The 21094-nt window shown below is 68.3% G+C and carries 9 protein-coding genes; 4 read left to right on the top strand and 5 right to left on the bottom strand.

Translation table 11 applies throughout. The features are described from left to right. Nucleotides 1-56: 56 nt before the first annotated feature. On the top strand, nucleotides 57-686 hold the full coding sequence (locus ABQE44_RS10440; protein ID WP_448429558.1) for a TetR/AcrR family transcriptional regulator: 630 nt from the start codon (nucleotides 57-59) through the stop codon (nucleotides 684-686). A 34-nt stretch (nucleotides 687-720) separates the two neighbouring features. On the opposite strand, the gene ABQE44_RS10435 is transcribed toward ABQE44_RS10440, so the two are convergent. After that, nucleotides 721-1536, bottom strand: coding sequence for a MaoC/PaaZ C-terminal domain-containing protein (locus ABQE44_RS10435; protein ID WP_448429556.1), 816 nt, complete (start codon nucleotides 1534-1536; stop codon nucleotides 721-723). A 13-nt stretch (nucleotides 1537-1549) separates the two neighbouring features. After that, entirely contained in the window at nucleotides 1550-2902 is a 1353-nt protein-coding gene (locus tag ABQE44_RS10430; protein ID WP_448429554.1) for a 3-oxoacyl-ACP reductase, read from the bottom strand. Nucleotides 2903-2949: 47 nt separating this feature from the next. Here ABQE44_RS10430 and ABQE44_RS10425 point away from each other — a divergent pair, with 47 nt between their 5' ends. Further along, nucleotides 2950-4248 (top strand): acetyl-CoA C-acetyltransferase, encoded by a 1299-nt coding sequence (locus tag ABQE44_RS10425; RefSeq protein ID WP_448429552.1) that lies wholly within the window; start codon nucleotides 2950-2952, stop codon nucleotides 4246-4248. Between the two features lie 133 nt (nucleotides 4249-4381). Continuing rightward, on the top strand, nucleotides 4382-5329 hold the full coding sequence (locus ABQE44_RS10420; protein ID WP_448429550.1) for a TIGR03564 family F420-dependent LLM class oxidoreductase: 948 nt from the start codon (nucleotides 4382-4384) through the stop codon (nucleotides 5327-5329). 156 nt (nucleotides 5330-5485) lie between these two features. Here the strand turns inward: ABQE44_RS10420 and ABQE44_RS10415 are convergent, their stop codons facing one another. Both ABQE44_RS10415 and ABQE44_RS10410 read right to left on the bottom strand, forming a co-directional pair. Then, nucleotides 5486-6568: a lytic transglycosylase domain-containing protein gene (locus tag ABQE44_RS10415; RefSeq protein WP_448392629.1), complete on the bottom strand. Its 1083-nt coding sequence runs from the start codon at nucleotides 6566-6568 to the stop codon at nucleotides 5486-5488. Between the two features lie 242 nt (nucleotides 6569-6810). After that, entirely contained in the window at nucleotides 6811-8646 is a 1836-nt protein-coding gene (locus ABQE44_RS10410) for an acyl-CoA dehydrogenase (RefSeq protein ID WP_448392628.1), read from the bottom strand. 238 nt (nucleotides 8647-8884) lie between these two features. Between ABQE44_RS10410 and ABQE44_RS10405 the strand changes: the two genes are divergently transcribed. After that, nucleotides 8885-9967: an NAD(P)H-dependent amine dehydrogenase family protein gene (locus tag ABQE44_RS10405; protein WP_448429548.1), complete on the top strand. Its 1083-nt coding sequence runs from the start codon at nucleotides 8885-8887 to the stop codon at nucleotides 9965-9967. Between the two features lies 1 nt (nucleotide 9968). Here the strand turns inward: ABQE44_RS10405 and ABQE44_RS10400 are convergent, their stop codons facing one another. Further along, nucleotides 9969-20969, bottom strand: a complete 11001-nt coding sequence (locus ABQE44_RS10400; RefSeq protein ID WP_448429591.1) for an SDR family NAD(P)-dependent oxidoreductase — start codon at nucleotides 20967-20969, stop codon at nucleotides 9969-9971. Between the last annotated feature and the right edge of the window lie 125 nt (nucleotides 20970-21094).

Below are 21094 nucleotides of genomic sequence, written 5' to 3'. Positions count from 1 at the left end.
GCTGCTAGTTCCCCGCTGCTGACCCCTTCTCGGCGGCCGTTGCTTACTCTTGACTAATGGCCGGAGGCACCAAACGTCTACCTCGCGCGGTGCGCGAGCAGCAGATGCTGGATGCCGCCGTGCAGATTTTCTCGGTGAACGGCTACCACGAGACCTCGATGGACGCCATCGCCGCCGAGGCGCAGATCTCCAAACCGATGCTGTACCTGTACTACGGCTCCAAGGAGGAGCTGTTCGGCGCGTGCCTGGACCGCGAGCTGTCCCGGTTCGTCGACGAGGTCCGCAGCCAGATCGACTTCACCCAGAGCCCCAAGGACATGCTGCGCAACGCCGTGCTGGCGTTTCTGACCTACATCGACACCAACCGAGCGTCGTGGATGGTGCTCTACAACCAGGCGACCAGCAGCCAGGCGTTCGCCCACACCGTGCGTGAGGGCCGCGAACGCATCATCGACCTCGTCGGGCGGCTGCTCACCTCGGGCACCCGCAACCCGGACCCCGACACCGACTTCGACATGATGGCCGTCGCGCTGGTGGGTGCGGGTGAGGCGGTCGCCAGTCGGGTCAGCACCGGCGACGCCGACGTCAACGAGGCCGCCGACATGATGATCAACCTGTTCTGGCGCGGCCTGAAGGGCACGCCGTCCGACCACCCCATCGAGACTGTGGTCAGATCGCAGAACTGAGCCGAATCGCGATCTGTACGCAGGCTCGACCCACCTACAGCGGCCTGACCGTGCCCGTCAGATGCAGGTCGCCCTTCTTCAAGTGCCGCAACGTCAGATCCCACCCGTCGGATACCCGGTCCACGTAGAGCCCGGCGCTGGCGGGCAGCACCACCGGCTTCGCGAACTTCACCGAGTACTTCACCGCATCCGGCAGCGGGCCCTCGATGTTGGCCAGAACCGCTGCCGCGGTGAACATTCCGTGCGCGATCACCGTCGGAAAGCCGAACAGCTTGGCCGCGACCGCGTTGGTGTGAATCGGGTTGTGATCGCCGCCGACCGACGCGTACTGCCGGATCTCGCCGGGCGTGATGCGCAGCACCGCATTCGGCGGACCCAGCTTCGGCTGCTTCTGCGGGGGTGGCTTGGGTTCATCGGACAGGCTGGTGCGCTGCTGATGCAGAAACGTCGTCACCTGATGCCACGCCTGCTCGTTGCCGACATTCACATCGGTGATGATGTCGACCAGCAGCCCGCGCCGGTGCTCGCGCATGTTCTCGGCATGCACCCGCACCGACACCGTATCGGTGACCTTGATCGGCCGGTACTGCGTGATGTGGTTCTCGATATGCACTGAACCCATTGCCGCAAACGGGAAGTCGAAGCCGGTGATCAATTCCATCACGGTCGGGAACGTCAGCGCGAACGGGTACGTCAGCGGCACCGTGTCACCGAACTGCAACCCGGTGACGTTCGCGTACGCCGCGACGTTCGCGGCGTCGATGTCCACGTCCTCGACCGTGAGCGTCCGGTCCGGGAGCTTGTCATCGCGCGGGATGAACGGCAGGGCGCCGACGACCGCGCGCAGCATGTTGTTCACCTGATCAAGCCCCCAGCCATGCTTGTCCGCACACCCGAACCGTATTGCCGGTGACGGCATTTGACGCCGGACTCGCGAAATACGCGATGGTTTCGGCGACGTCGACCGGCTTACCGCCCTGATACAGCGAGTTCAGCCGGCGACCCACCTCCCGGGTGGCTACCGGGATCGCCTCGGTCATCTTGGTCTCGATGAAGCCCGGCGCGACGGCGTTGACCGTGACGGCCTTGTCCGCGTACGCCTCGGCCAGTGCGTCGGTCAGCCCGATCATGCCCGCCTTGGTGGCCGCGTAGTTGGTCTGGCCGCGGTTGCCCGCGATTCCCGCCATCGACGAAAGGCCGACGACACGGCCACCGTCGCCGATCACCCCGTTGCCCACCAGGCCTTCGGTAAGTCGAAGCGGCGCAAGCAGGTTCACCGCGACGACGGAGTCCCAGCGGCTCTCGTCCATGTTGGCCAACAGCTTGTCGCGGGTGATGCCGGCGTTGTTGACCAGGATGTCGGCGCGGCCGTCATAGTTGTCCCGCAGATGCTCGGTGATCTTGTCGACGGCGTCGTCGGCGGTGACGTCCAGCGTCAACGCGGTGCCGCCCACCTTCGTCGCGGTCATCCCGAGCGGCTCGTGCGCACCTTCTACATCGATGCACACCACCCGCGCGCCGTCGCGGGAAAACACCTCGGCGATCGTCGCACCGATGCCGCGCGCCGCCCCGGTGACGATCGCGACCTTGCCGTCCAGCGGCTTGTCCCAGTCCTCGGGCGGCGACGAGTCCGCCGCGCCCACCGAGAACACCTGTCCGCCGACGTAGGCCGACTTGCCCGACAGGAGGAAGCGCATCGTCGACTCCAGGCCAGTGGCGGCCGGTTTCGCCTCGGCCGACAGATACACCAGGTTCGTCGTCGCGCCGCGACGTAACTCCTTGCCGAGCGAGCGGGTGAACCCCTCCAGCGCACGCTGCGCGATGCGCTCATGGGGGCTGCCGGCCTCCTCGGGCGTCGTGCCCACGACGACGACGCGCCCCGACGGCCCGAGGTTGCGCAGCACCGGGGTGAAGAACTCGTAGAGCTGCCTCAACCCGGCCGGGTCGGTGATGCCGGTGGCGTCGAAAACCAGCCCGCCGAACGAGTCGGCCCACCGGCCGCCGAGGTTGTTCGACACCACCTCGTAGTCCTCGGCCAGCGCGGTGCGCAGGGGTTCGACGACCCGGCCCTCCCCGCCGATGAGCAGCGTGCCCGCCAGCGGCGGCTCACCCGGCTGGTAGCGGCGCAACGTCTCGGGTTGCGGGATGCCGAGCTGCTTGGCGAGGAACGATCCGGGCGTCGAATGGACGATTTGCGAATACAGATCGGTAGCCATGTGAACGAACTTACTCCAGAGTAAGAAGGGTGGGTACTATGGGTTTCATGGCTAGTGATACCCACCGACGGGTCGCCATCCTCGGCGGCAACCGAATTCCCTTCGCCCGCTCGGATGGCGCCTATGCAAACGCCTCCAACCAGGACATGTTCACCGCTGCGCTGGGTGGGCTGATCGACCGGTTCAACCTCGACGGCGAGAGACTCGGGGCCGTGATCGGCGGCGCCGTGCTCAAGCACAGCAGCGACTTCAACCTGATGCGTGAATGCGTGTTGGGCAGCGCGCTGTCGTCGTACACCCCGGCGTTCGACCTGCAGCAGGCGTGCGGCACCGGGCTGCAGGCCGCGATCTCGGCGGCCGACGGCATCGCGGCCGGGCGCTACGACGTCGCCGCGGCCGGCGGGGTGGACACCACCTCCGACGCCCCGATCGCGTTCGGCAACGACCTGCGCCGCGTGCTGCTGGGGCTGCGCCGGTCCAAGTCCAACCTCGAGCGGCTCAAGCTGGTCGGCAAGCTGCCCGCAGCGATCGGCGTGGAAATCCCCGTCAACAGCGAACCCCGCACCGGCATGTCGATGGGTGAGCACGCCGCCGTCACCGCCAAGGAGATGGGCATCAAGCGCACCGATCAGGACGAGCTCGCCGCGGCCAGCCACCGCAACATGGCCGCCGCCTACGACCGCGGCTTCTTCGACGACCTCGTCACCCCGTTCCTCGGGCTGTACCGCGACAACAACCTCAGGGCCGATTCCTCTGCAGAAAAGTTGGCGAAGCTCCGACCCGTGTTCGGCGCCAAACAAGGTGACGCGACGATGACCGCGGGCAACTCGACGCCGCTGACCGACGGCGCCTCAGTCGCGCTGCTCGCGACCCCGGAGTGGGCCGCCGAACGCGGCATCGAACCGATGGCCTACTGGGTCGACGCGGAGACCGCGGCGGTCGACTACGTCAACGGCCGCGACGGCCTGTTGATGGCGCCGACGTATGCGGTGCCGCGGCTGTTGGCCCGCAACAATCTGGCGCTGCAGGATTTCGACTTCTACGAGATCCACGAGGCGTTCGCGTCGGTGGTGCTCGCGCACCTGCAGGCGTGGGAGTCCGACGAGTACTGCAAGGAGCGGCTGGGCCTGGACAAGGCGCTGGGCGGCATCGACCGCTCCAAGCTCAACGTCAACGGCTCCTCGATCGCCGCGGGACACCCGTTCGCGGCTACCGGCGGGCGCATTGTGGCGCAGATGGCCAAGCAGCTCAGCGAGAAGAAAAAGGAGACCGGGCAGCCCGTGCGCGGCCTGATCTCGATCTGCGCTGCCGGTGGACAGGGCGTCACCGCCATTCTCGAGGCGTAGAAATTCTTTTCGCGGGGCTGTAACGGTCCGCCTGCGTCGGTCGATAGTCCTGGTAGCTCCGTATTGCCGTCTGACCCCCCGACCCGATGGCAATACGGGGCTCTTAACTTTTCTGCCGTGCTTCGATGGTGGGATGCAGACCAGCGTCGCTCTCACCGGACTCCTCCAGCCCGACGCCGACGGCCGTTCGCCGGGCCGCTCCCTGGTTGATGCCACCGTGGCGCGGCTGGCGTCGCTGCGCGACGACGGGTTCCGTCGGGTGTGGATGGCGCAGCTGCCGTATGACCCCGACCTGCTGACCGTGCTGACGGTCGCGTTCCGCGAGATCGACACGCTCGAGATCGCCTCCGGTGTCATCCCGATCCAGATCCAGCACCCCACCCAGTTGGCGCAGCGGGCGCTGACGCTGAACACCATCGCCGACGGCCGCTTTCTTCTCGGCATCGGGCTGAGCCACCGCATGGTGACCGAAGGGGTGTGGGGCATCTCGTATGACCGGCCGGTGCGCCAGATGCGGGAATACCTCGACGCGCTGCTGCCGCTGTTGTCTGGTGCGCCCGCCGACGCGACCGGCGAGTTCTGGACGACGCGCGGCTCGGTGAAGGTGCCCGGTGCGCCGACGCCCGACGTCTATCTAGCGGCGCTCGGCCCACAGATGCTGCGCCTGGCGGGGCGGCGCAGCGCGGGCACGATGACATGGATGACTGGGCCCAAGACGCTGGCCGACCACATTGTGCCGACCCTGCGCACGGCGGCCGTGGAAGCCGGTCGCGACGAGGCGTCGGTGCGGGTGGCCGCGTCGCTGCCCGTCGCCGTCACCGACGACGTCGACGCCGTGCGGGCGCGCGCCGCCGAGGAGTTCGCGATCTACGGCCAGCTGCCGTCGTATCGGGCGATGCTTGACCGCGAGGGATACGCCGGACCCGAGGACGCGGCCATCATCGGCGACGAGAAAACAGTGTCCGACCGCCTCGCTGAACTGGGCTCATCCGGCGTCGACGAGTTCGTCGCCGGCATCTTCGACACCGACCCCGAAGCCCGGGCGCGCACCCGCGCGCTGCTGCGGTCGATCGACTCCTGAAGTCCCGAAAAAGCCTCTGGTGTGACGCCGGACACCGGCGTACGATCGGTCGCACGACGGGTTCGGGAGTGACTGATCCGAAGAGCCGGCAAGGGTTGAAAGCCGGTCGCGCGAGACTAAACGCGGCGCACCTGAGTGTCCTCCCGAACCCGCCCTTTATTCGGTGCCGCGCGCTCCGCCGGTGCGGCCGTTGCCGATCTTGACCCGCGGCGAGCTGTTGCCGGTGTCGGTGCCCGTTGCGCGACTGCCGCTGCTGCTGCCGCTACCGCCGCTGCTGCCGGTGCGAACACCGCTGGATCCGCCGGCGGAGACCGAGCCCGCCGAGGACGAACCCGATTGCCCGGTCGGCGAGCCGGAGCGGGTGCTGCCGGCGTTGCGTTCGGCCCAGGTTTGAGTGGACGGCTGCTCCGGCACGGATTGCGTGGTGCCAGAACCGCTTTCGGCTGGGCCGGTGTTGGTTGGGCGGGCCACCGCGCGGGTGCTGCCGACCGGCCGTGTCGGCCCGGTGATCGGCGGCAGGTACCCCGGCGGGGTTCCGGCGGCGTATGCCTCGCTCCACCCCAGCACGTTGAGGGTGTAGGGCATCGAGTTGTTGTACCGCAACACCGCGGTAATCAGCTGGGACCGATCGCGAAGGTCGAGTCCTCCGCTGCACAGGTAGCGCGCCGCGGCCAGGGTGGCGTCGAAGAGGTTCTGCGAGTCGGCGTGCCCGTCGCCGTTCCCGTCAGCGCCGAACAGCGCCCAGGTGCTGGGCAGGAACTGCATGGGGCCCATTGCCCTGGCGTACACCGTGCGACCGCTATTGCGGGCCGCCACGATGATCTCGTTGCCGGGCAGCGAGCCATCGAGTGTCGGGCCGAAGATCGGCTCTACGGCCGTGCCACGGTGATCGGCCTTGCCGCCGAACGCGTGCCGCGATTCGATCTGCCCGATGCCGGCCAGCAGGTTCCAGCTGAGGCCGCAGCCCGGTTCGGCGCGCGCCATCAGGCCGTCGGCGTTGCGGTACGCGGTCAGTGCGATCGCGGGGATGTGCACGGCGCCCGGTGCGTTGAGGGCGGCGGGCGGCGGCGGCCCGACCACCTCCGACACGGGCGACGGGCTGGTGGGACGCGCCGCCGCCAACGGGCCGGCGGGAAAAACCGGCTGCGGCGCGACGGCAGCCAACGGGCGGATATCCGGCTCGTCGTGCACCGCCACGATCAGGCTCGGCGCGGTGGCGACCGCGCTGGTCACGACCATCCGAGCGATCACGCTCGCCCCAGCGGCCGGGCCGCGCACGGCTCGGCTGAGCCGGCGACGAATCAACTCCATGGTCGTACGGGCCCGGGCGTTGCCCCCTATCTGCACTGGCCTCGTCCTCGTCGTTGCGTTGTCGGACCCATCATAGGGTCCGGTGAGCCACCCGCCCGGTGCCCCGTGCAACGCAAATGGCCCCCGGGAAGAGACCGGGGGCCATTTGGTGCGAGACGACCAGGAAGGCTTTAGAAGGCCGCCTCGTCGAGTTCCATCACATCGTTGTCGAGGTTCTCGATGATGTGGCGGGTGCTGGTCAGCATCGGCAGGTAGTTCTTCGCGAAGAACGACGCCACCGCGACCTTGCCCTCGTAGAAGGCGCGATCATCGCCCTCGGCGCCGGCGTCGAGCTTGTCGATCGCCACCGCCGCGTGCTGCTGCAGCAGCCAACCGATGACCAGGTCGCCGACGCTCATCAGGAAGCGCACCGAGCCCAGGCCGACCTTGTACAGCTCGGCCGGGTTCTCCTGCGCCGACATCAGATAACCGGTCAGCGAGGCGGCCATGGCCTGGACGTCCTCGAGCGCGGTCGCCAGCAGCTTGCGCTCGGCCTTCAACCGCCCGTTGCCGGATTCGTTCTTGACGAACTGCTCGATCTGCCCGGACACATGCGACAGCGCCACACCCTTGTCGCGGACGATCTTGCGGAAGAAGAAGTCCTGCGCCTGGATGGCCGTGGTGCCCTCGTACAGCGAGTCGATCTTGGCGTCACGGATGTACTGCTCGATCGGGTAGTCCTGCAGGAAGCCCGAACCGCCCAGTGTCTGCAGGCTCTCGGTCAGCTTGGCGTAGGCCTGCTCGGAGCCGACACCCTTGACGATCGGCAGCATCAGGTCGTTGACCCGCACCGCCAGGTCGGCGTCGACGTCATGTAGCGCCTTGGCCACCGCCGAGTCCTGATACGTGGCGGTGTAGAGGTACAGCGCGCGCAGACCCTCGGCGTAGGCCTTCTGGGTCATCAGCGACCGCCGCACGTCCGGGTGGTGCGTGATGGTCACCCGCGGTGCGGTCTTGTCGGTCATCTGGGTCATGTCGGCGCCCTGCACCCGCTCCTTGGCGTACTCGAGCGCGTTGAGGTAACCGGTCGACAACGTGGCAATCGCCTTGGTGCCGACCATCATCCGGGCCTGCTCGATGACCTCGAACATCTGCGCGATGCCCTCGTGCACCTCGCCGACCAGCCAGCCCTTGGCGGGCACGTCGTGCTGGCCGAACGCCAACTCACAGGTGGCCGAAACCTTCAGGCCCATCTTGTGCTCGACGTTGGTGACGAAGACACCGTTGCGCTCACCGAGCTCACCGGTCTCCGGGTCGAAGTGGAACTTGGGTACGAAGAACAGCGACAGGCCCTTGGTGCCCGGGCCTGCGCCCTCGGGGCGGGCCAGCACCAGGTGCATGATGTTCTCGAACAGATCATCGGAGTCGGCGGACGTGATAAACCGCTTCACCCCGTCGATGTGCCACGAGCCGTCGGGCTGCTCGACCGCCTTGGTGCGGCCCGCGCCCACGTCGGAGCCGGCGTCCGGCTCGGTGAGCACCATGGTGGCGCCCCAGTTGTGCTCGGCGGCCATCTTGGCCCACTTTTTCTGCTCTTCGGTGCCCAGGTTGTAGAAGATCTGGGCCATGCCCGGACCCATCGCGTACATGTACGCGGCGGGGTTGGCGCCGAGGATGTGCTCGATCAGCGCCCACTGCAGCGCGCGAGGCATCGGCATACCGCCGAGCTCCTCGTCGATGCCGGCCTTGTCCCAGCCGGCCTCGAACAGCGCGCGCATCGACTTCTTGAACGACTCCGGCAGCGTCACCGAATGGGTCTCCGGGTCGAACACCGGCGGATTGCGGTCCGCGTCGGCGAACGACTCCGCGATCGGGCCTTCGGCCAACCGCGCCACCTCAGCCAGCATCTCGCGGGCGGTGTCGAGGTCCAGGTCGGCGTAGTCGCCTTCGCCGAACGCCTTGTCGACGCCATATACCTCGAACAGGTTGAACACCTGGTCGCGAACGTTGCTCTTATAGTGGCTCACGGTTCCTCCTCATCGAGACGGCCACTTGCGGTTGGGTACTTAGTCCTAAGTTACCCACCAGTAACTGGCCCAAACTATACCGTTCAGTAACTTCAACACAAAGCAGGTGTGAGCTATTTCAATCTGCTAGCCATCCGGCCCAGGCCGCACGGTGCCAAAGTGCCAGTTGACACGTGTATGACCTGGGGTTTCCGAGTTCTGTGACGATGATCACCGACACGCCCGCTAGGGTGTCCGGGTGCAGCGGGTGGCGGTGTGGGGAACGGGCAACATGGGGTCGGCGGCCATCAGGTCGACGGTGGCGTTTCCGGGGTTGCAGTTGTGCGGGGTCATCACCTCGTCGCCGGACAAAGCCGGCCGGGACGCGGCGAGCTTTGCCGGGTTGGATCGCCCGACGGGCGTCACCGCCACCACCGACGTCGATGCGGCGCTGGCCGGCTGCGACGCCGTGGCCTATATGGCCTCCGGCGACATCCGCGCCGACGACGCCGTCGCCGACATCGAGCGCTGCCTGCGTGCGGGCAAGCACGTGGTGACGCCGTCGTTGTACTCCCTCTACGACCCGCGTTCGGCGCCGCCGGACTGGGTCGAGCGGATGACCAGGGCCGCCACGGACGGCGGGTCCACGCTGTTGGTCAGCGGCGTGGACCCCGGCTGGGGTAACGACGCCCTCGCCGTCCTGGCCGCCGGGCTGTGCACACGCATCCGGACCATCCGCTGCCAGGAGATCTTCGACTACTCGACATATGATCAGCCGCACGCGGTGAAGGTGCTCTGTGGTTTCGGCGGCCCGATGGAGGAGACGCCGATGATGCTGCTGCCGTCCATCCCAACGATGGTGTGGGGCGGCAACCTCCGGCTGATCGGACGGGGTCTCGGGCTGCAGATCGACGAGATCGCCGAGGACATTCAGCGCCGGCCGCTGGAATCGTCCGTCGACACCGTGATGGGCCGGTTCGAGAAGGGCACCCAGGGCGCGTTCTGGCTCAAGGTGATCGGCAAGGCCGACGGGCGCGAACGCATCGTCATCGACCACATCACCCGCATCCATCCCTCGTGCGCACCGGACTGGCCCCAACCCGACGAGGGCGCAGGCGATCACCGCGTGATCATCGACGGCGACCCGCAGTTGACCATCGTGAGCCGCGCCGACGTGCCGGGCGGAACCCGCGCCGACGGCGGCAACACCACCGCGGCCAACCGCCTGCTCGGTGCGCTGAACTGGCTGGCTGACCAGAAACCCGGTATCTACGACGGCCTCGACGTGCCGATGCAGTCGGCGCTGCCACCGGGGGTGGAAGCGCAGCGCTGGGCTGACTGAGTCACTGCGCGGCTGGCGACTGCTTTCCATCGGGCATCTGGCCCACCAGATACTCGGCGAGCGACCCGATCGTCGGATAGTCGAAGACCGCGGTCACGTCGATCGTGAACGCATCACCGAACTGGCTGTGCAGCCGGTTGCGGAGTTCGATCGCCATCAGGGAGTCGGTGCCGAGGTCGAGGAACCGGCTGGTCGCCGCCGGTGGTTGTGCCAGCCGCAGGAAGGTCTGCACCTCGCGTTGGAGGAACTCGGTGACGAAACCGGCCCGCTGAGGCGCGGGGATCTCGATCAGTTGCGCAAGCATCTCGCTGTCACCGTCGGCGTCCCCGCCTGCACGCGGCAACACCAGGTCCAGAATCGGTGGCCGCGAGGCACCCAGCATCTTCGCCGCGCGCTGCCAGTTGGCGTTGATGACCGCCGCCTGCCCGGTGCCGTTCGCGACGACCTCGGCCATCGCCCGCAGCGCGGACGAGGGCTCCAACGGAACCAGTCCCTGGGCTCTGATGTTGGCGCCGGCCGCATCCGAGGACGCCATCCCGCCCTGCGCCCACGGGCCGAAGTTGATACCGGTGGCCGGCAGGCCCTGCGCCCTTCGCTGCGCGACCAGACCGTCGAGGAACCCATTGGCCGTGGCGTAGTTGGCCTGACCGGGCGAGCCGAACAGGCTGGACACCGACGACGACACGATGAAGAAGTCGAGGTCGTCATCCCTGGTCAAGCGGTCCAGATGGCGGGCGCCGAAGGCCTTGGGCGCCAACGTCTTCCGGAATCGCTCGACGCTTTGCGCCGACAGCAGCCCGTCATCGAGCACACCCGCCAGGTGGGCCACCCCCGCGAGCGGCGGCAACTCCGCGCGGATCCGCTCGAGCAGTTCGGCCGCCTCGGATTCGTCGCTGACGTCTGCTGATCTGATGTGGATGCGGCACTTGTGCCGCTCGCTGATTGCGTCGATCGCCTGTTGGGTCTGGGTGTCGGGTTCGCGCCTACTGGTCAACACAATGTCGCCGGCACCGAGTTGGGCGAGGTGGGCGGCCGTGTGCAGACCGATCGCGCCCAGCCCACCGGTGACCAGATAGGTGCGGTCCGAACGCGGCTGCAACGGAGCGGGTATCTGCAGCACGATCTTGCCGATGTGGCGTGCCTGCTGCATGCGGCGGAACGCGGCCCTGGCCTCCGTCAGCGGGTAGACCTCGGCGGGCAGTGGCGCCCACTCGCCCTTGCCCAGCCCCTCCGAGATCTCGCCGAGCAGGCCGTGGATGCGCACCGGGTCGTCAAACGTCACGGTGTCCAGCGCGACGATCTCGTAGGCGATATCGGGTCGGATGGCCGCCATCTGCTCCGGTGTCCAGATGTCGCGTTTGGCGATCTCGGCGAAGCGACCGTTTTGTGCGGTGGCCCGCACGGTGGCCTCGATAAACCCTTCGTTGGTCAGGCTGTTGAGCACCACGTCGACGCCCGCGCCTTCGGTGTCGGCCAGGATCTGGTCGGCGAAAGCCGTAGTCCGCGAGTCGTATACGTATTCCACACCCATCTTGCGCAGCGTCGCGCGCTTGAAGGTGCTTGCCGTCGCGAAGACCGTGGCGCCGTGCTGGCGGGCCATCTGGATGGCGGCCATACCGACACCGCCGCTGGCGGCGTGGATGAGCACCCGGTCGCCGGGGCGCAACTGCGCCCAGTCGAACGCCAGGCGCGCCGTCAACGCCGCAGCCGGGACGGTGGCGGCCGCCACGGCGCCCACGCCCTCGGGTGTCGGCGCGAGCAACTGCGCGGGCACGTTGAACCGGCTGCAGAACGCCCCCTGCATGGCGCCGAACACCCGCTGACCCACCTCGAGTCCCTCGACGTTGTCACCCAATTGGGTGACAACGCCGGCGAAGTCGCCGCCGATCGGACCCGGGTCGCCCGGATACAGTCCGAGCACGTTGAGCACGTCGCGGAAGTTCAGGCCCGCAGCCTCCACCCGGACCTGGACGCAGCCGGGCTCCGGCGGCGGCACATCCGTCTCGGTCAGCCGCAGGTTGTCGATCGCACCGCGTTCGGTGGGCGCCAGCACGTAGTCGGTGGAGCGCGGCACCGTGAGATGCCCGCCCCGCGCCCACGGCAACAACCGCGACGCCAGCAGCTTTCCTTGGCGCACAGCCAGTTCCGGTTCGTCGACCGGCGCCGCGATCAGGTCGGCGAGCACCTGCACCGCCTCCGGTGATCCGTCGCAGTCGACGATCCTGCACCGCAGTGCCGGTTCCTCGTTGATGGCCGTGCGCCCGAAACCCCACATCGCGGCCTGGACCGGGTCGACCGGCTCACCTGAATCGGTGGCCACCGCCTGCTCGGTGACGATCCACAGCCCGCCAGGCAGTTTCACCTCCCTCTGCTGCACCGTGTGCACGGCGTCAAGGAGGTTGGCGATCTCGTTCTCGATCCGCGCGGCGGCATCGATGCTCGACTCGTCGGCCCCCTGTGCGGCGCAGCGCCAGACGACGCCGGAGAACGCCTCACCTCGCGCATGCGCCTGGGTCAGCAGCTGTCCCAAGGGCTGCTGATCGGTGTCGCGGTCCAACGGCACGCAGCCAGGCAGCAGGGTGGCCAGTTCGTCCATCCCGGCCACCAGCCACGTTCCGTTCACCGCTGCGGGTTCCGGCGCCGGGGCCTCGTGCCAGCCGAGGGTGTACAGCGTCCGGGTGGCATCGCCGCCCAGCCCGCGCAACAACACTTCGCGGGGTGCGCGTTTGACGGTGAAGTCGCGGATTCCGCCCAGCCGGCGGCCTTCTCGATCCAAGAAATCCAAATCGAAGATCTGGGTTTCGGCATCGACGGCGCTGGTATGCCACTTCGTGTGGCAGTAGAACCGGCGGGGCATCTTCTCCTGCACGGTCAGCTGCCCGTAACGCAGCGGCAGGAGCAGATCGTCGACGCCCTGTTCCATCGCCTCCCGGGTCGGGAACGCCGGGAAGGTGATTCCGGTGCACAGGTCCAATAACACCGGGTGCATGGGCTCGGTGCCCAGATGCTCGGCCAGTTCCTCGCCGACGAGGATGTCGCCGAGCGCCTCAGCCTCACCGACCCACAGCGACTTCAGCGAGCCCGACCAGGTCGGGCCCCACTCCAACTCCGCGTCGGCAACCAGTTCGAACAACTCCTGCGGACGCGAACGCGTGCACCGCTCGATGATGTCCTCGATCGACTCCTCGTACGACGCCGGATCGTCGGCGATGCCGGCGTCGTCGCTGGTGACGGTGCCGTCGGCGTTCAGCGACCAGTCGCCGCCGCGTTCCCCGTACGGGCGGCTGTGGATCTGGAACTTCCACTCGGCACCGTTCTCGCCCGCGTTATCCAACGGATGCAACGTGAGTTGCACCTCACGAGAGCTCTTCTCGGGCAGGATGATCGGCTCGTAGAAGAAGATGTTCTGCACCCGCGCGGGCGGACCCGCCGCGGCCAGCGCCATCGTCGCGTACGTCGCGCCGGGCACGACCACCGTGCCGTAGATGACGTGGTCGGCGACCCACGGCAGGGATTTCACCGACAGCCTGCTGGTGTAGACGGTGTCCCCAGATGCGAGTTCCTTTGCGCTACCGAGTATTCCCGAAACCGGGGCGCCGTCGACGGCGATGCTGGTGGTCTGCGGCCAGAAGCGGCGACGCTGGAACGGGTAGGTCGGCAGCTCCAGCCGCCGACGTCGCCGCCGGTGCAGCGCTGCGAAATCGGGCAGGTGCCCACCGACGTAGGCCGAGGCCAACGCGTCGGCGATCTGGCGCCGGTCACCGACACCCTTACGCAGCGACGCGATCGCCCTGGGCGCCGGCACATGTTCCGGCCATACCTGCACCGCCGCACCGGTCAACACCGGTTGCGGCCCGATCTCCATCAGGACCGAGCACCCCAGCGCCGCCACGGTGCGCACGCTCTCGGCGAACTGCACGGGCTGGCGTGAATGCCGCCGCCAGTACGACGCGTCGAGCGGGGTCTGCGCCGTGAGCACCGTGCCGGTGCGGTTGCACACCAGCGGCAGGGTCGGCGTGGCGAACGTGAATTGCCCGGCGTAGCTCTCGAATTCGTCGAGTATGGGATCGAGCAGTTCGGAGTGGAAGGCGTGGCTGGTCTCCAGCCAGGTGCAGCGGATCCCGTCGTCGGCGAACCTGGCGACGATCTGCTCGAGATCTTCGCCCGGGCCAGACAACACGGTGTTGGGTCCGTTGTAGGCGCCGACCGACACCCGGCCGAACTCGGCGGCGACTTCCTCGATGTGCTTGGCGTCGGTGAATACCGCCACCATGCGCCCACCTTCGGGCAGGCTGCCGAACATTCGGCCGCGTTCGGCCATCAGTCGTGCGCCGTCTTCGAGGCTGAACACCCCGGCCACGCACGCCGCCGCGTACTGGCCCACGCTGTGCCCCAACACCACGTCGGGTTCGATGCCCCACGACTGCCACAGCCGGGCCAACCCCATCTCGAGGGCGAACAACGCCGGCTGCGCATACGACGTGTGCCGCAACCGCTCGGTGGACTTGCCGGCGGTCTCCCGGTCGGTGGCGAACAGTACCTCGAGCAACGGCTGCGGCAGGATGTCCTTGACGGCTTCCGCGCACCGTGTCACCGTCTCGGCGAAAACGGGCTCGGCATCGAACAATTCGCGCGCCATCCCGGGATACTGACTGCCCTGCCCGGTGAACAGCCACGCGGTCGTCGGCGGGTGGGTGTGCTCGCCGCGCACCACACCGGGGCGGGTGCGGTTCTCGGTGACGTCGGCCAGACACTGACGCACGGCGTCGACGGAATCGACCACCAGCGCGGCGCGGTGCTCGAAATGCGAACGGCCGGTTCCCGCGGTCTGGCACACGTCGGCGAGGTCGAGGTCGGCGTGGGTGCTCAACCACCCCTCATAGCGTCGTGCCAACTCCACCAACGCTTCCGGCGACCGGGCCGACAGCGGAAGCACGTGCACGGACCTCTCGTCCCCAGCCTCGAGTTCGGCGGCGGGCTCGGACGGCGCCTCCTCGATCAACACGTGTGCGTTGGTGCCGGTGAACCCGAACGAGCTCACCCCGGCGCGGCGGATTCGCCCGTTGGTCTGCCACGGCAGCGCCTCGTCGACGACGCGCACCGGCAGCGCATCCCACGGGATGTGCGGCGACGGCTCGTCGAAGTGCAGGCTCTGCGGCAGCAGCCCGTGCTGAAGGGACAACACCACCTTGATCAAACCCGCGGCCCCGGAGGCCGATTCGAGGTGACCGATGTTCGTTTTCACCGATCCCATCAGCAACGGCCGGTCCGCATCGCGCGAGGCGCCGTAGGCGGCCGCGGCGGCCTGCACCTCGATCGGATCACCCAGTGGCGTACCCGTGCCGTGCGCCTCGAGGTAGTCGATGTCACCGCCGGACAACCCGGCCCGGTTCAGCGTCGACTCGATAAGCCGTTGCTGCGCACCGCCGTTGGGCACCGTCAAACCGCTCGATGCGCCGTCCTGGTTGACCGAGCTACCCACGATGACGGCCGAGATCCGGTCGCCGTCGCGCACTGCGTCGCTCAACCGCTTGAGCACCAGAACCCCGCAGCCCTCGCTGCGCACGTATCCATCGGCGGAGGCGTCGAACGTCTTGCATCGTCCGGCGGGGGAGAGCATCCGGGCCCGTGACGCGGCGACGGTGGTCACCGGGCTCAGCAAGACGTTCACCCCGCCGGCCAGCGCCAGATCGCAGTCACCTGACTGCAGCGCCTGGCGTGCCTGATGAACAGCCACCAGCGCCGAACTGCATGCGGTGTCGACGGCGACCGCGGGCCCCTCGAGACCCAGCGCGAACGCGACCCGCCCGGACACGGCGTTGAGGGCGTTGCCGGTGATGAAGTGCGGTTCGATCTTGTCGATCGACTCGGTGGACAGCAGATGCGCGTATTCGTTGGCCGCGACCCCGGTGAAGACCCCGGTTCGGCTGCCCCGCAAGGCTGATGGTGCGTATCCGGCTCTCTCTAAACCCTCCCACACCGTTTCGAGCATCAGCCGCTGCTGCGGTTCGATCCAGACCGCCTCGCGCGGGGAGATCCCGAAGAACTCGGGATCGAACTCGTCGATTGCGTCGAGGAAACCACCGCAGCGGGTGTAGGTCTTACCCCGGGCGTCGGGGTCGGCGTCGTAGAACTCGTCGATGTCGAATCGGTCCTCGGGAACCTCCCGGATCGCGTCGACCCCGCCGGAAAGCAGTTCCCAGAACGCTTCCGGATCGGATGCGCCGGGGAAGCGGCACGACACCGCGATGATCGCGACCGGTTCGTCGGTACGCGTCGGCGCCACAGCGACGGGTCGACGCTCGATGTCGACGGGCGCCTGCTCGGCCAGCTCGAGCACCTCACCGAGCAGGTAGTCGGCCGCGTCCGACAGCCGGGGATGATCCATCACCAGCGTGACGGGTATCTCCTTGCCCGTCGCTGTTTCGAGGCGGCGCCGAAGCTCGACGGCCATCAGCGAGTCCATGCCGAGGTCGAAGAACCCGGTGTCCTCGCGGATCTGGGCGGCCTCCACCCGGGTCACCTCGGCGACAGCGTCGCGCAGGTAGTTGGTGACCAGCCGCTTGCGCTGCTGCACCGGTGCGTTGATAAGCCGCTCGACCAGCTGCGTCTTGCCGGACGGCGCCACCTCTGCGGCCGCGGCCTGGCTGGGCACCTCACGCTCCAGCTCGGCGAGGAACGCACGCCTGCCCGCCTGCTGATACAGCGGAAGGAAGCGTGCCCAGTCGATCCGGGCCACCACCGCCTGGACCGGACCGTCGGACGTCGAGATGACGTCGGCCAGGCCGGTCAGCGCGTCGGCGGGTGACATCGTTTTGACGCCGCGTTCGTCAAGGCGCGCACGGGACTCCGCATCGGCCATGCCCGCGGACCACGGACCGAAGTTGACGCTGATCCCGGTGACGCCCTGCTCGCGCAGTCGCCACGCCAGCCCGTCGAGGAACGCGTTCGCCGCACCGTAAGCGGTCTGACCGAACCCACCCCACACCGAGGCGATCGAGGACGTGCTGATGAAGAAGTCGAGCTGCAGGTCCAGTGCGGCCTCGCTCAGATACCAGGCGCCCCAGACCTTTCCGGCGAACACCCGGTCGACTTCGGCGTCGTCCAGGTCGCTCAGCCGGGTCGTGCTGACCTCGCCGGCGGCGTGCACGATACCGGCCAGCGGGGGCAGTTCGGCAGCCACGCGGTCCAACAGCCGCGCGACATCGTGGGCGTCGGCGACGTCGGCGGCGATGATGCGGAACTCGCAGCCGTGCTGTTCGGTCAGCGCGTCGATGCGCTGCCGGGCGGCCTCGCTGGGCGCCCGTCGGCCGGTCAGCACCAGTTGCTTGGCGCCGTGCTCGGCTAGGTAGCCCGCGATCTCCAAACCCAGGGACCCGAGCCCGCCGGTCACCAGATACGTTGCGTCAGCACGTATTTGCAAGGGCTCCGTGCTTGGCGGCGAGGTGCGCCGGACCAGGCGCGGGACGAAGAGGGCCCGGTCGCGGAGCGCGACCTGGTCTTCGACGACCCCGGAGTCGCGCGGGGTGGCGATCCGGTCGATGAGCCGCGACCATTCCCCGCCGGTCGACTCGGACAGGTCGGCGAGCCCGCCCCACACCTGCGGCAGCTCCAACGATGCGGCCCGGCCGAAGCCCCACAGGCAACTCTGATCCGGTGCGACGGTGTCGGCGTCGGTGACGCGCTGTGCGCCGCGGGTCACCACCCAGATCGGCACCCGAAGCTCCGCGGCGCCGGCAGCACGGAAGAGCCGGCGTGTTCCGCCGAGCACCCGGTGCTGGATCCGCAGCAGCGAGCGCATCGACGCCGAGGGCCGACGGGCCGGGTCCGTGTCGAGGGCAGCGACGTGCACGATCCGCAGCTCGGTTTGGGCCGCGGCGCGCAGCATGTCGGTGAACTGTGTCTCGTCGGCGTCGCAGGTCGGCAGGCCGACGATCTCATACCGGTGACCCCGTGCGCTCAACTCGTCCACCAGCGGTGTGACGGCGGGGGTGGGGTCACCGACGAGGATCCAGGTGGGCCCCTCGCCGGTATCGGCTTGCGGGCTTCCCACAGGTGGGGCGGGAACCTCTTCCCAGCGGATCTCGTAGCGGTCGTCTGCGATGGTCTGCGTCGACAGCTGCCGGTTGTGCTGTGCGGCGAAGCTGGCCAGCACGTCGCGGGTCTGCTGATCGGCACCGGAGCCGTCGAGGAGGGCCGCCAGTTCCTCGATGCGGCCGTCCTCCAGAAGACCCAAAGCCTCCGTGCGCGCGGCGGAATGCCTCGGCGCGTCGACCTCCAAGCGGTCGTCGGTCTGGCGCTCCGGCCGGTTGTCCAGGAACCAGTACTGCCGGTGTTCGAACGGATAGGTCGGAAGATCGACCTTGCGCGCGGGCCCCGGCCCGACCGCGGTGAACTCCGGATGGTGTCCGAGGACGTAGGCGTCGGCGAGGGCTTCGGTGATCTGCCGGTGGTCGGCGGTGTTTTGGCGCAGCGAGGCGATCGCGCGTGGCGCGGTGGCGGGCTCGGGCCAGGCGCCCATGGCCGCGGCGGTCAGCACCGGCCGCGGGCCGATCTCGAGTAACAGCTTGCAGTTCATCTCGGCGAGGGTGCGCACGCTCTTGGCGAACTCCACCGGTTGCCGCGCGTGGCGGCGCCAGTAGGCGCCGTCGAGTCGCACGCTCTGGCCGAGTGCGGTCCCGGTGCGGTTGTCGATCAGAATGCGTTGCGGCACACCAAATTCGAACCGGTTCGCACAAGCTTCGAACTCGTCGAGGATCGGGTCGAGCAGCGCGGAGTGGAACGCGTGGCTGGTGTCGAGCCAGTCGCACCGGGTCCCGTCGGATTCCAGCGTGGCGACAGCCTTCTCCAAATCGGCCGCCGGCCCGGACAATACGGTGTTGGTGCCGTTGTAGGCGGCGACCGACAGGGTCGGGTACTCGTCAGCCAGGTTATCGACGCGCTGGGCCGCGGTGAAGATCGCCGCCATTCGCCCGCCCGCAGGCAAGCTGGCGAAGAGCCGGCCCCGTTCGGCCATCAGCAGCGCGCCGTCCTCGAGGCTGCAGATTTCGGCGACGCAGGCCGCCGCGTACTGGCCGACGCTGTGGCCGAGCACCACATCGGGTTCAAAGCCCCACGACTGCCACAGCCGGGCCAGACCCATTTCCACCGCGAACAGGGCCGGTTGCGCATATGAGGTCTGCCGAAGCGTCTGTTCGCAGTCGGGGCTGTCCACGTCGAAGATCACGTCAAGCAACGGCTTTTCAACGACGTCGGCGACCGCGGCCGCGCAGCGCATCAGCGTCTCGGCGAACACCGGCTCGGTGTCGAACAGCTCCCGCGCCATACCCGGGTACTGGCTGCCTTGTCCGGTGAACAGCCACGCCGTCTTCGGTGCGGCCTGCGTTTCGCCGCGCACCAGGCCGGGTGCCGGGCGGTCGTCGGCGAGCGCGCCGAGCAGTTCGATGGCCGACTCCCGCGAGTTGACCACCAGCGCGGCCCGGTGCTCCAGATGCGCGCGCGCCACCCCGGCGGTGAAGCACACGTCGGCCAAGGTGGCGTCGGTGTTCTTCGTCAGCCAGCCGCGGTACTGATCAGCCAACTGCACCAGCGCGGTGGGTGTGCGCGCCGACAGGGGCAGCAGCGCAAACCGTGCAGGGTCGACGGGTTCGACGACGAGGCCGGGCGCGGCAGTGTCGGCTATGGCCGGGGCCTCTTCGAGGATCACGTGCGCGTTGGTGCCGGCGAACCCGAACGAGCTGACCCCCGCGATACGGGCACGCCCGTTGCTTTCCCACGGGACGGTCTCCTTGACCACCTCGATGGGCAGCCGATCCCACGGGATGTGCGGTGACGGGTTCTCGAAGTTGAGATGTTTGGGCAGCGTCTTGTGCTCGAGCGCCAGGATGACCTTGATGACGCCCGCGATGCCCGCGGCCGCTTCCAGGTGCCCGATGTTCGTCTTCGCCGACCCGATCAACAGTGGATCGTCGGCGTTGCGTCCGACGCCGAGCACCTCGCCGGCGGCCTGGGCCTCGATCGGGTCGCCCAGCGATGTTCCGGTGCCGTGCGCCTCGAGGTATCCGACGGCGCTGGGGTCGAGGCCGGCCCGCTTGAGCGCATCGGCGATAACCCGTTTCTGGGCAACGCCGTTCGGCACCGTCAACCCGCCCGACGCGCCGTCCTGGTTGATTGCGCTGCCGCGGATCACGGCGCGGATCGGATCGCCGTCGCGGATCGCGTCCTCGAGACGCTTGAGGACGACGACGCCGCACCCCTCGCCGCGCACGTAGCCGTCCGCGGCCGCGTCGAACGTCTTGCAACGGCCGTCGGGTGCGAGCATGCGGGCTTGTGAAAAGGTGACCATGGTGGCCGGGGAGAGCAGCACGTTGGTACCACCGGCCAGCGCGACGTCGCATTCGTCCAGGCGTAGCGCTTGGCACGCCTGATGGATCGCCACCAGCGACGAACTGCAGGCCGTGTCGACGGCGACCGACGGGCCCTGCAGGCCCAACCGGTAGCTGATCCGGCCGGCCGCCGCGGCGTTCGAGGTGCCGATGGCCATGTAGGCCTCGATCTCGGGATAGTTCAGCTCGTCGGAAACCATGCCCAGGTAGTCGTGGGTGGAGATCCCGACGAACACGCCGGCGGTGGTTTCGGCCAAGGCGCTGGGCGCAATGCCGGCATGCTCCACCGCGCGCCACGCCGTCTCCAGCAGCAGCCGGTGCTGAGGGTCCACCAGCCGCGCCTCACGGGTGGAGATCCCGAAGAACGGCGCGTCGAACCCCGTGGAGTCGTCGAGAAAACCGGCCCGACGGGTCACGATCTTGCCGGGCGCTCCCGGTTCCGGATCGAAGAAATCGTCGACGTTCCAGCGGTCCTCGGGCACCTCCGATATCGCGTCGCGGCCCTCGCGTAGCAGGTCCCAGTAGTCGTCGACGTCCTGGGCGCCTGGAAACCGCGCTGCGTAGCCGACGATTGCGATGCGAGCAGTCGGCTCGTTGAGATGTCCCGCGGATACCATGCCGTTGTTGTCCTCCCTTGACATCGGCGGCCAGAACACGCCCCCCTGGCAAAGTGTCGTGCCCGTCAATTGAGCGTGGCCCCCCGGCAGACTATGGCATGTCGGCGCGCGGCATGGTTGGATCC

Source organism: Mycolicibacterium sp. XJ2546 (assembly GCF_053483195.1).
Note: the sequence above shows the minus strand (reverse complement) of the source record. Positions and strands in the feature narration are given on the sequence as shown.

Coding starts and splice junctions, on each gene's coding strand:
- ABQE44_RS10425 (WP_448429552.1), top strand. CDS start 2,950: ATGGCTAGTGATACCCACCGACGGGTCGCCATCCTCGGCGGCAACCGA.
- ABQE44_RS10435 (WP_448429556.1), bottom strand. CDS start 1,536: ATGCTGCGCGCGGTCGTCGGCGCCCTGCCGTTCATCCCGCGCGATGAC.
- ABQE44_RS10420 (WP_448429550.1), top strand. CDS start 4,382: ATGCAGACCAGCGTCGCTCTCACCGGACTCCTCCAGCCCGACGCCGAC.
- ABQE44_RS10415 (WP_448392629.1), bottom strand. CDS start 6,568: ATGGTCGTGACCAGCGCGGTCGCCACCGCGCCGAGCCTGATCGTGGCG.
- ABQE44_RS10430 (WP_448429554.1), bottom strand. CDS start 2,902: ATGGCTACCGATCTGTATTCGCAAATCGTCCATTCGACGCCCGGATCG.
- ABQE44_RS10400 (WP_448429591.1), bottom strand. CDS start 20,969: ATGGTATCCGCGGGACATCTCAACGAGCCGACTGCTCGCATCGCAATC.
- ABQE44_RS10440 (WP_448429558.1), top strand. CDS start 57: ATGGCCGGAGGCACCAAACGTCTACCTCGCGCGGTGCGCGAGCAGCAG.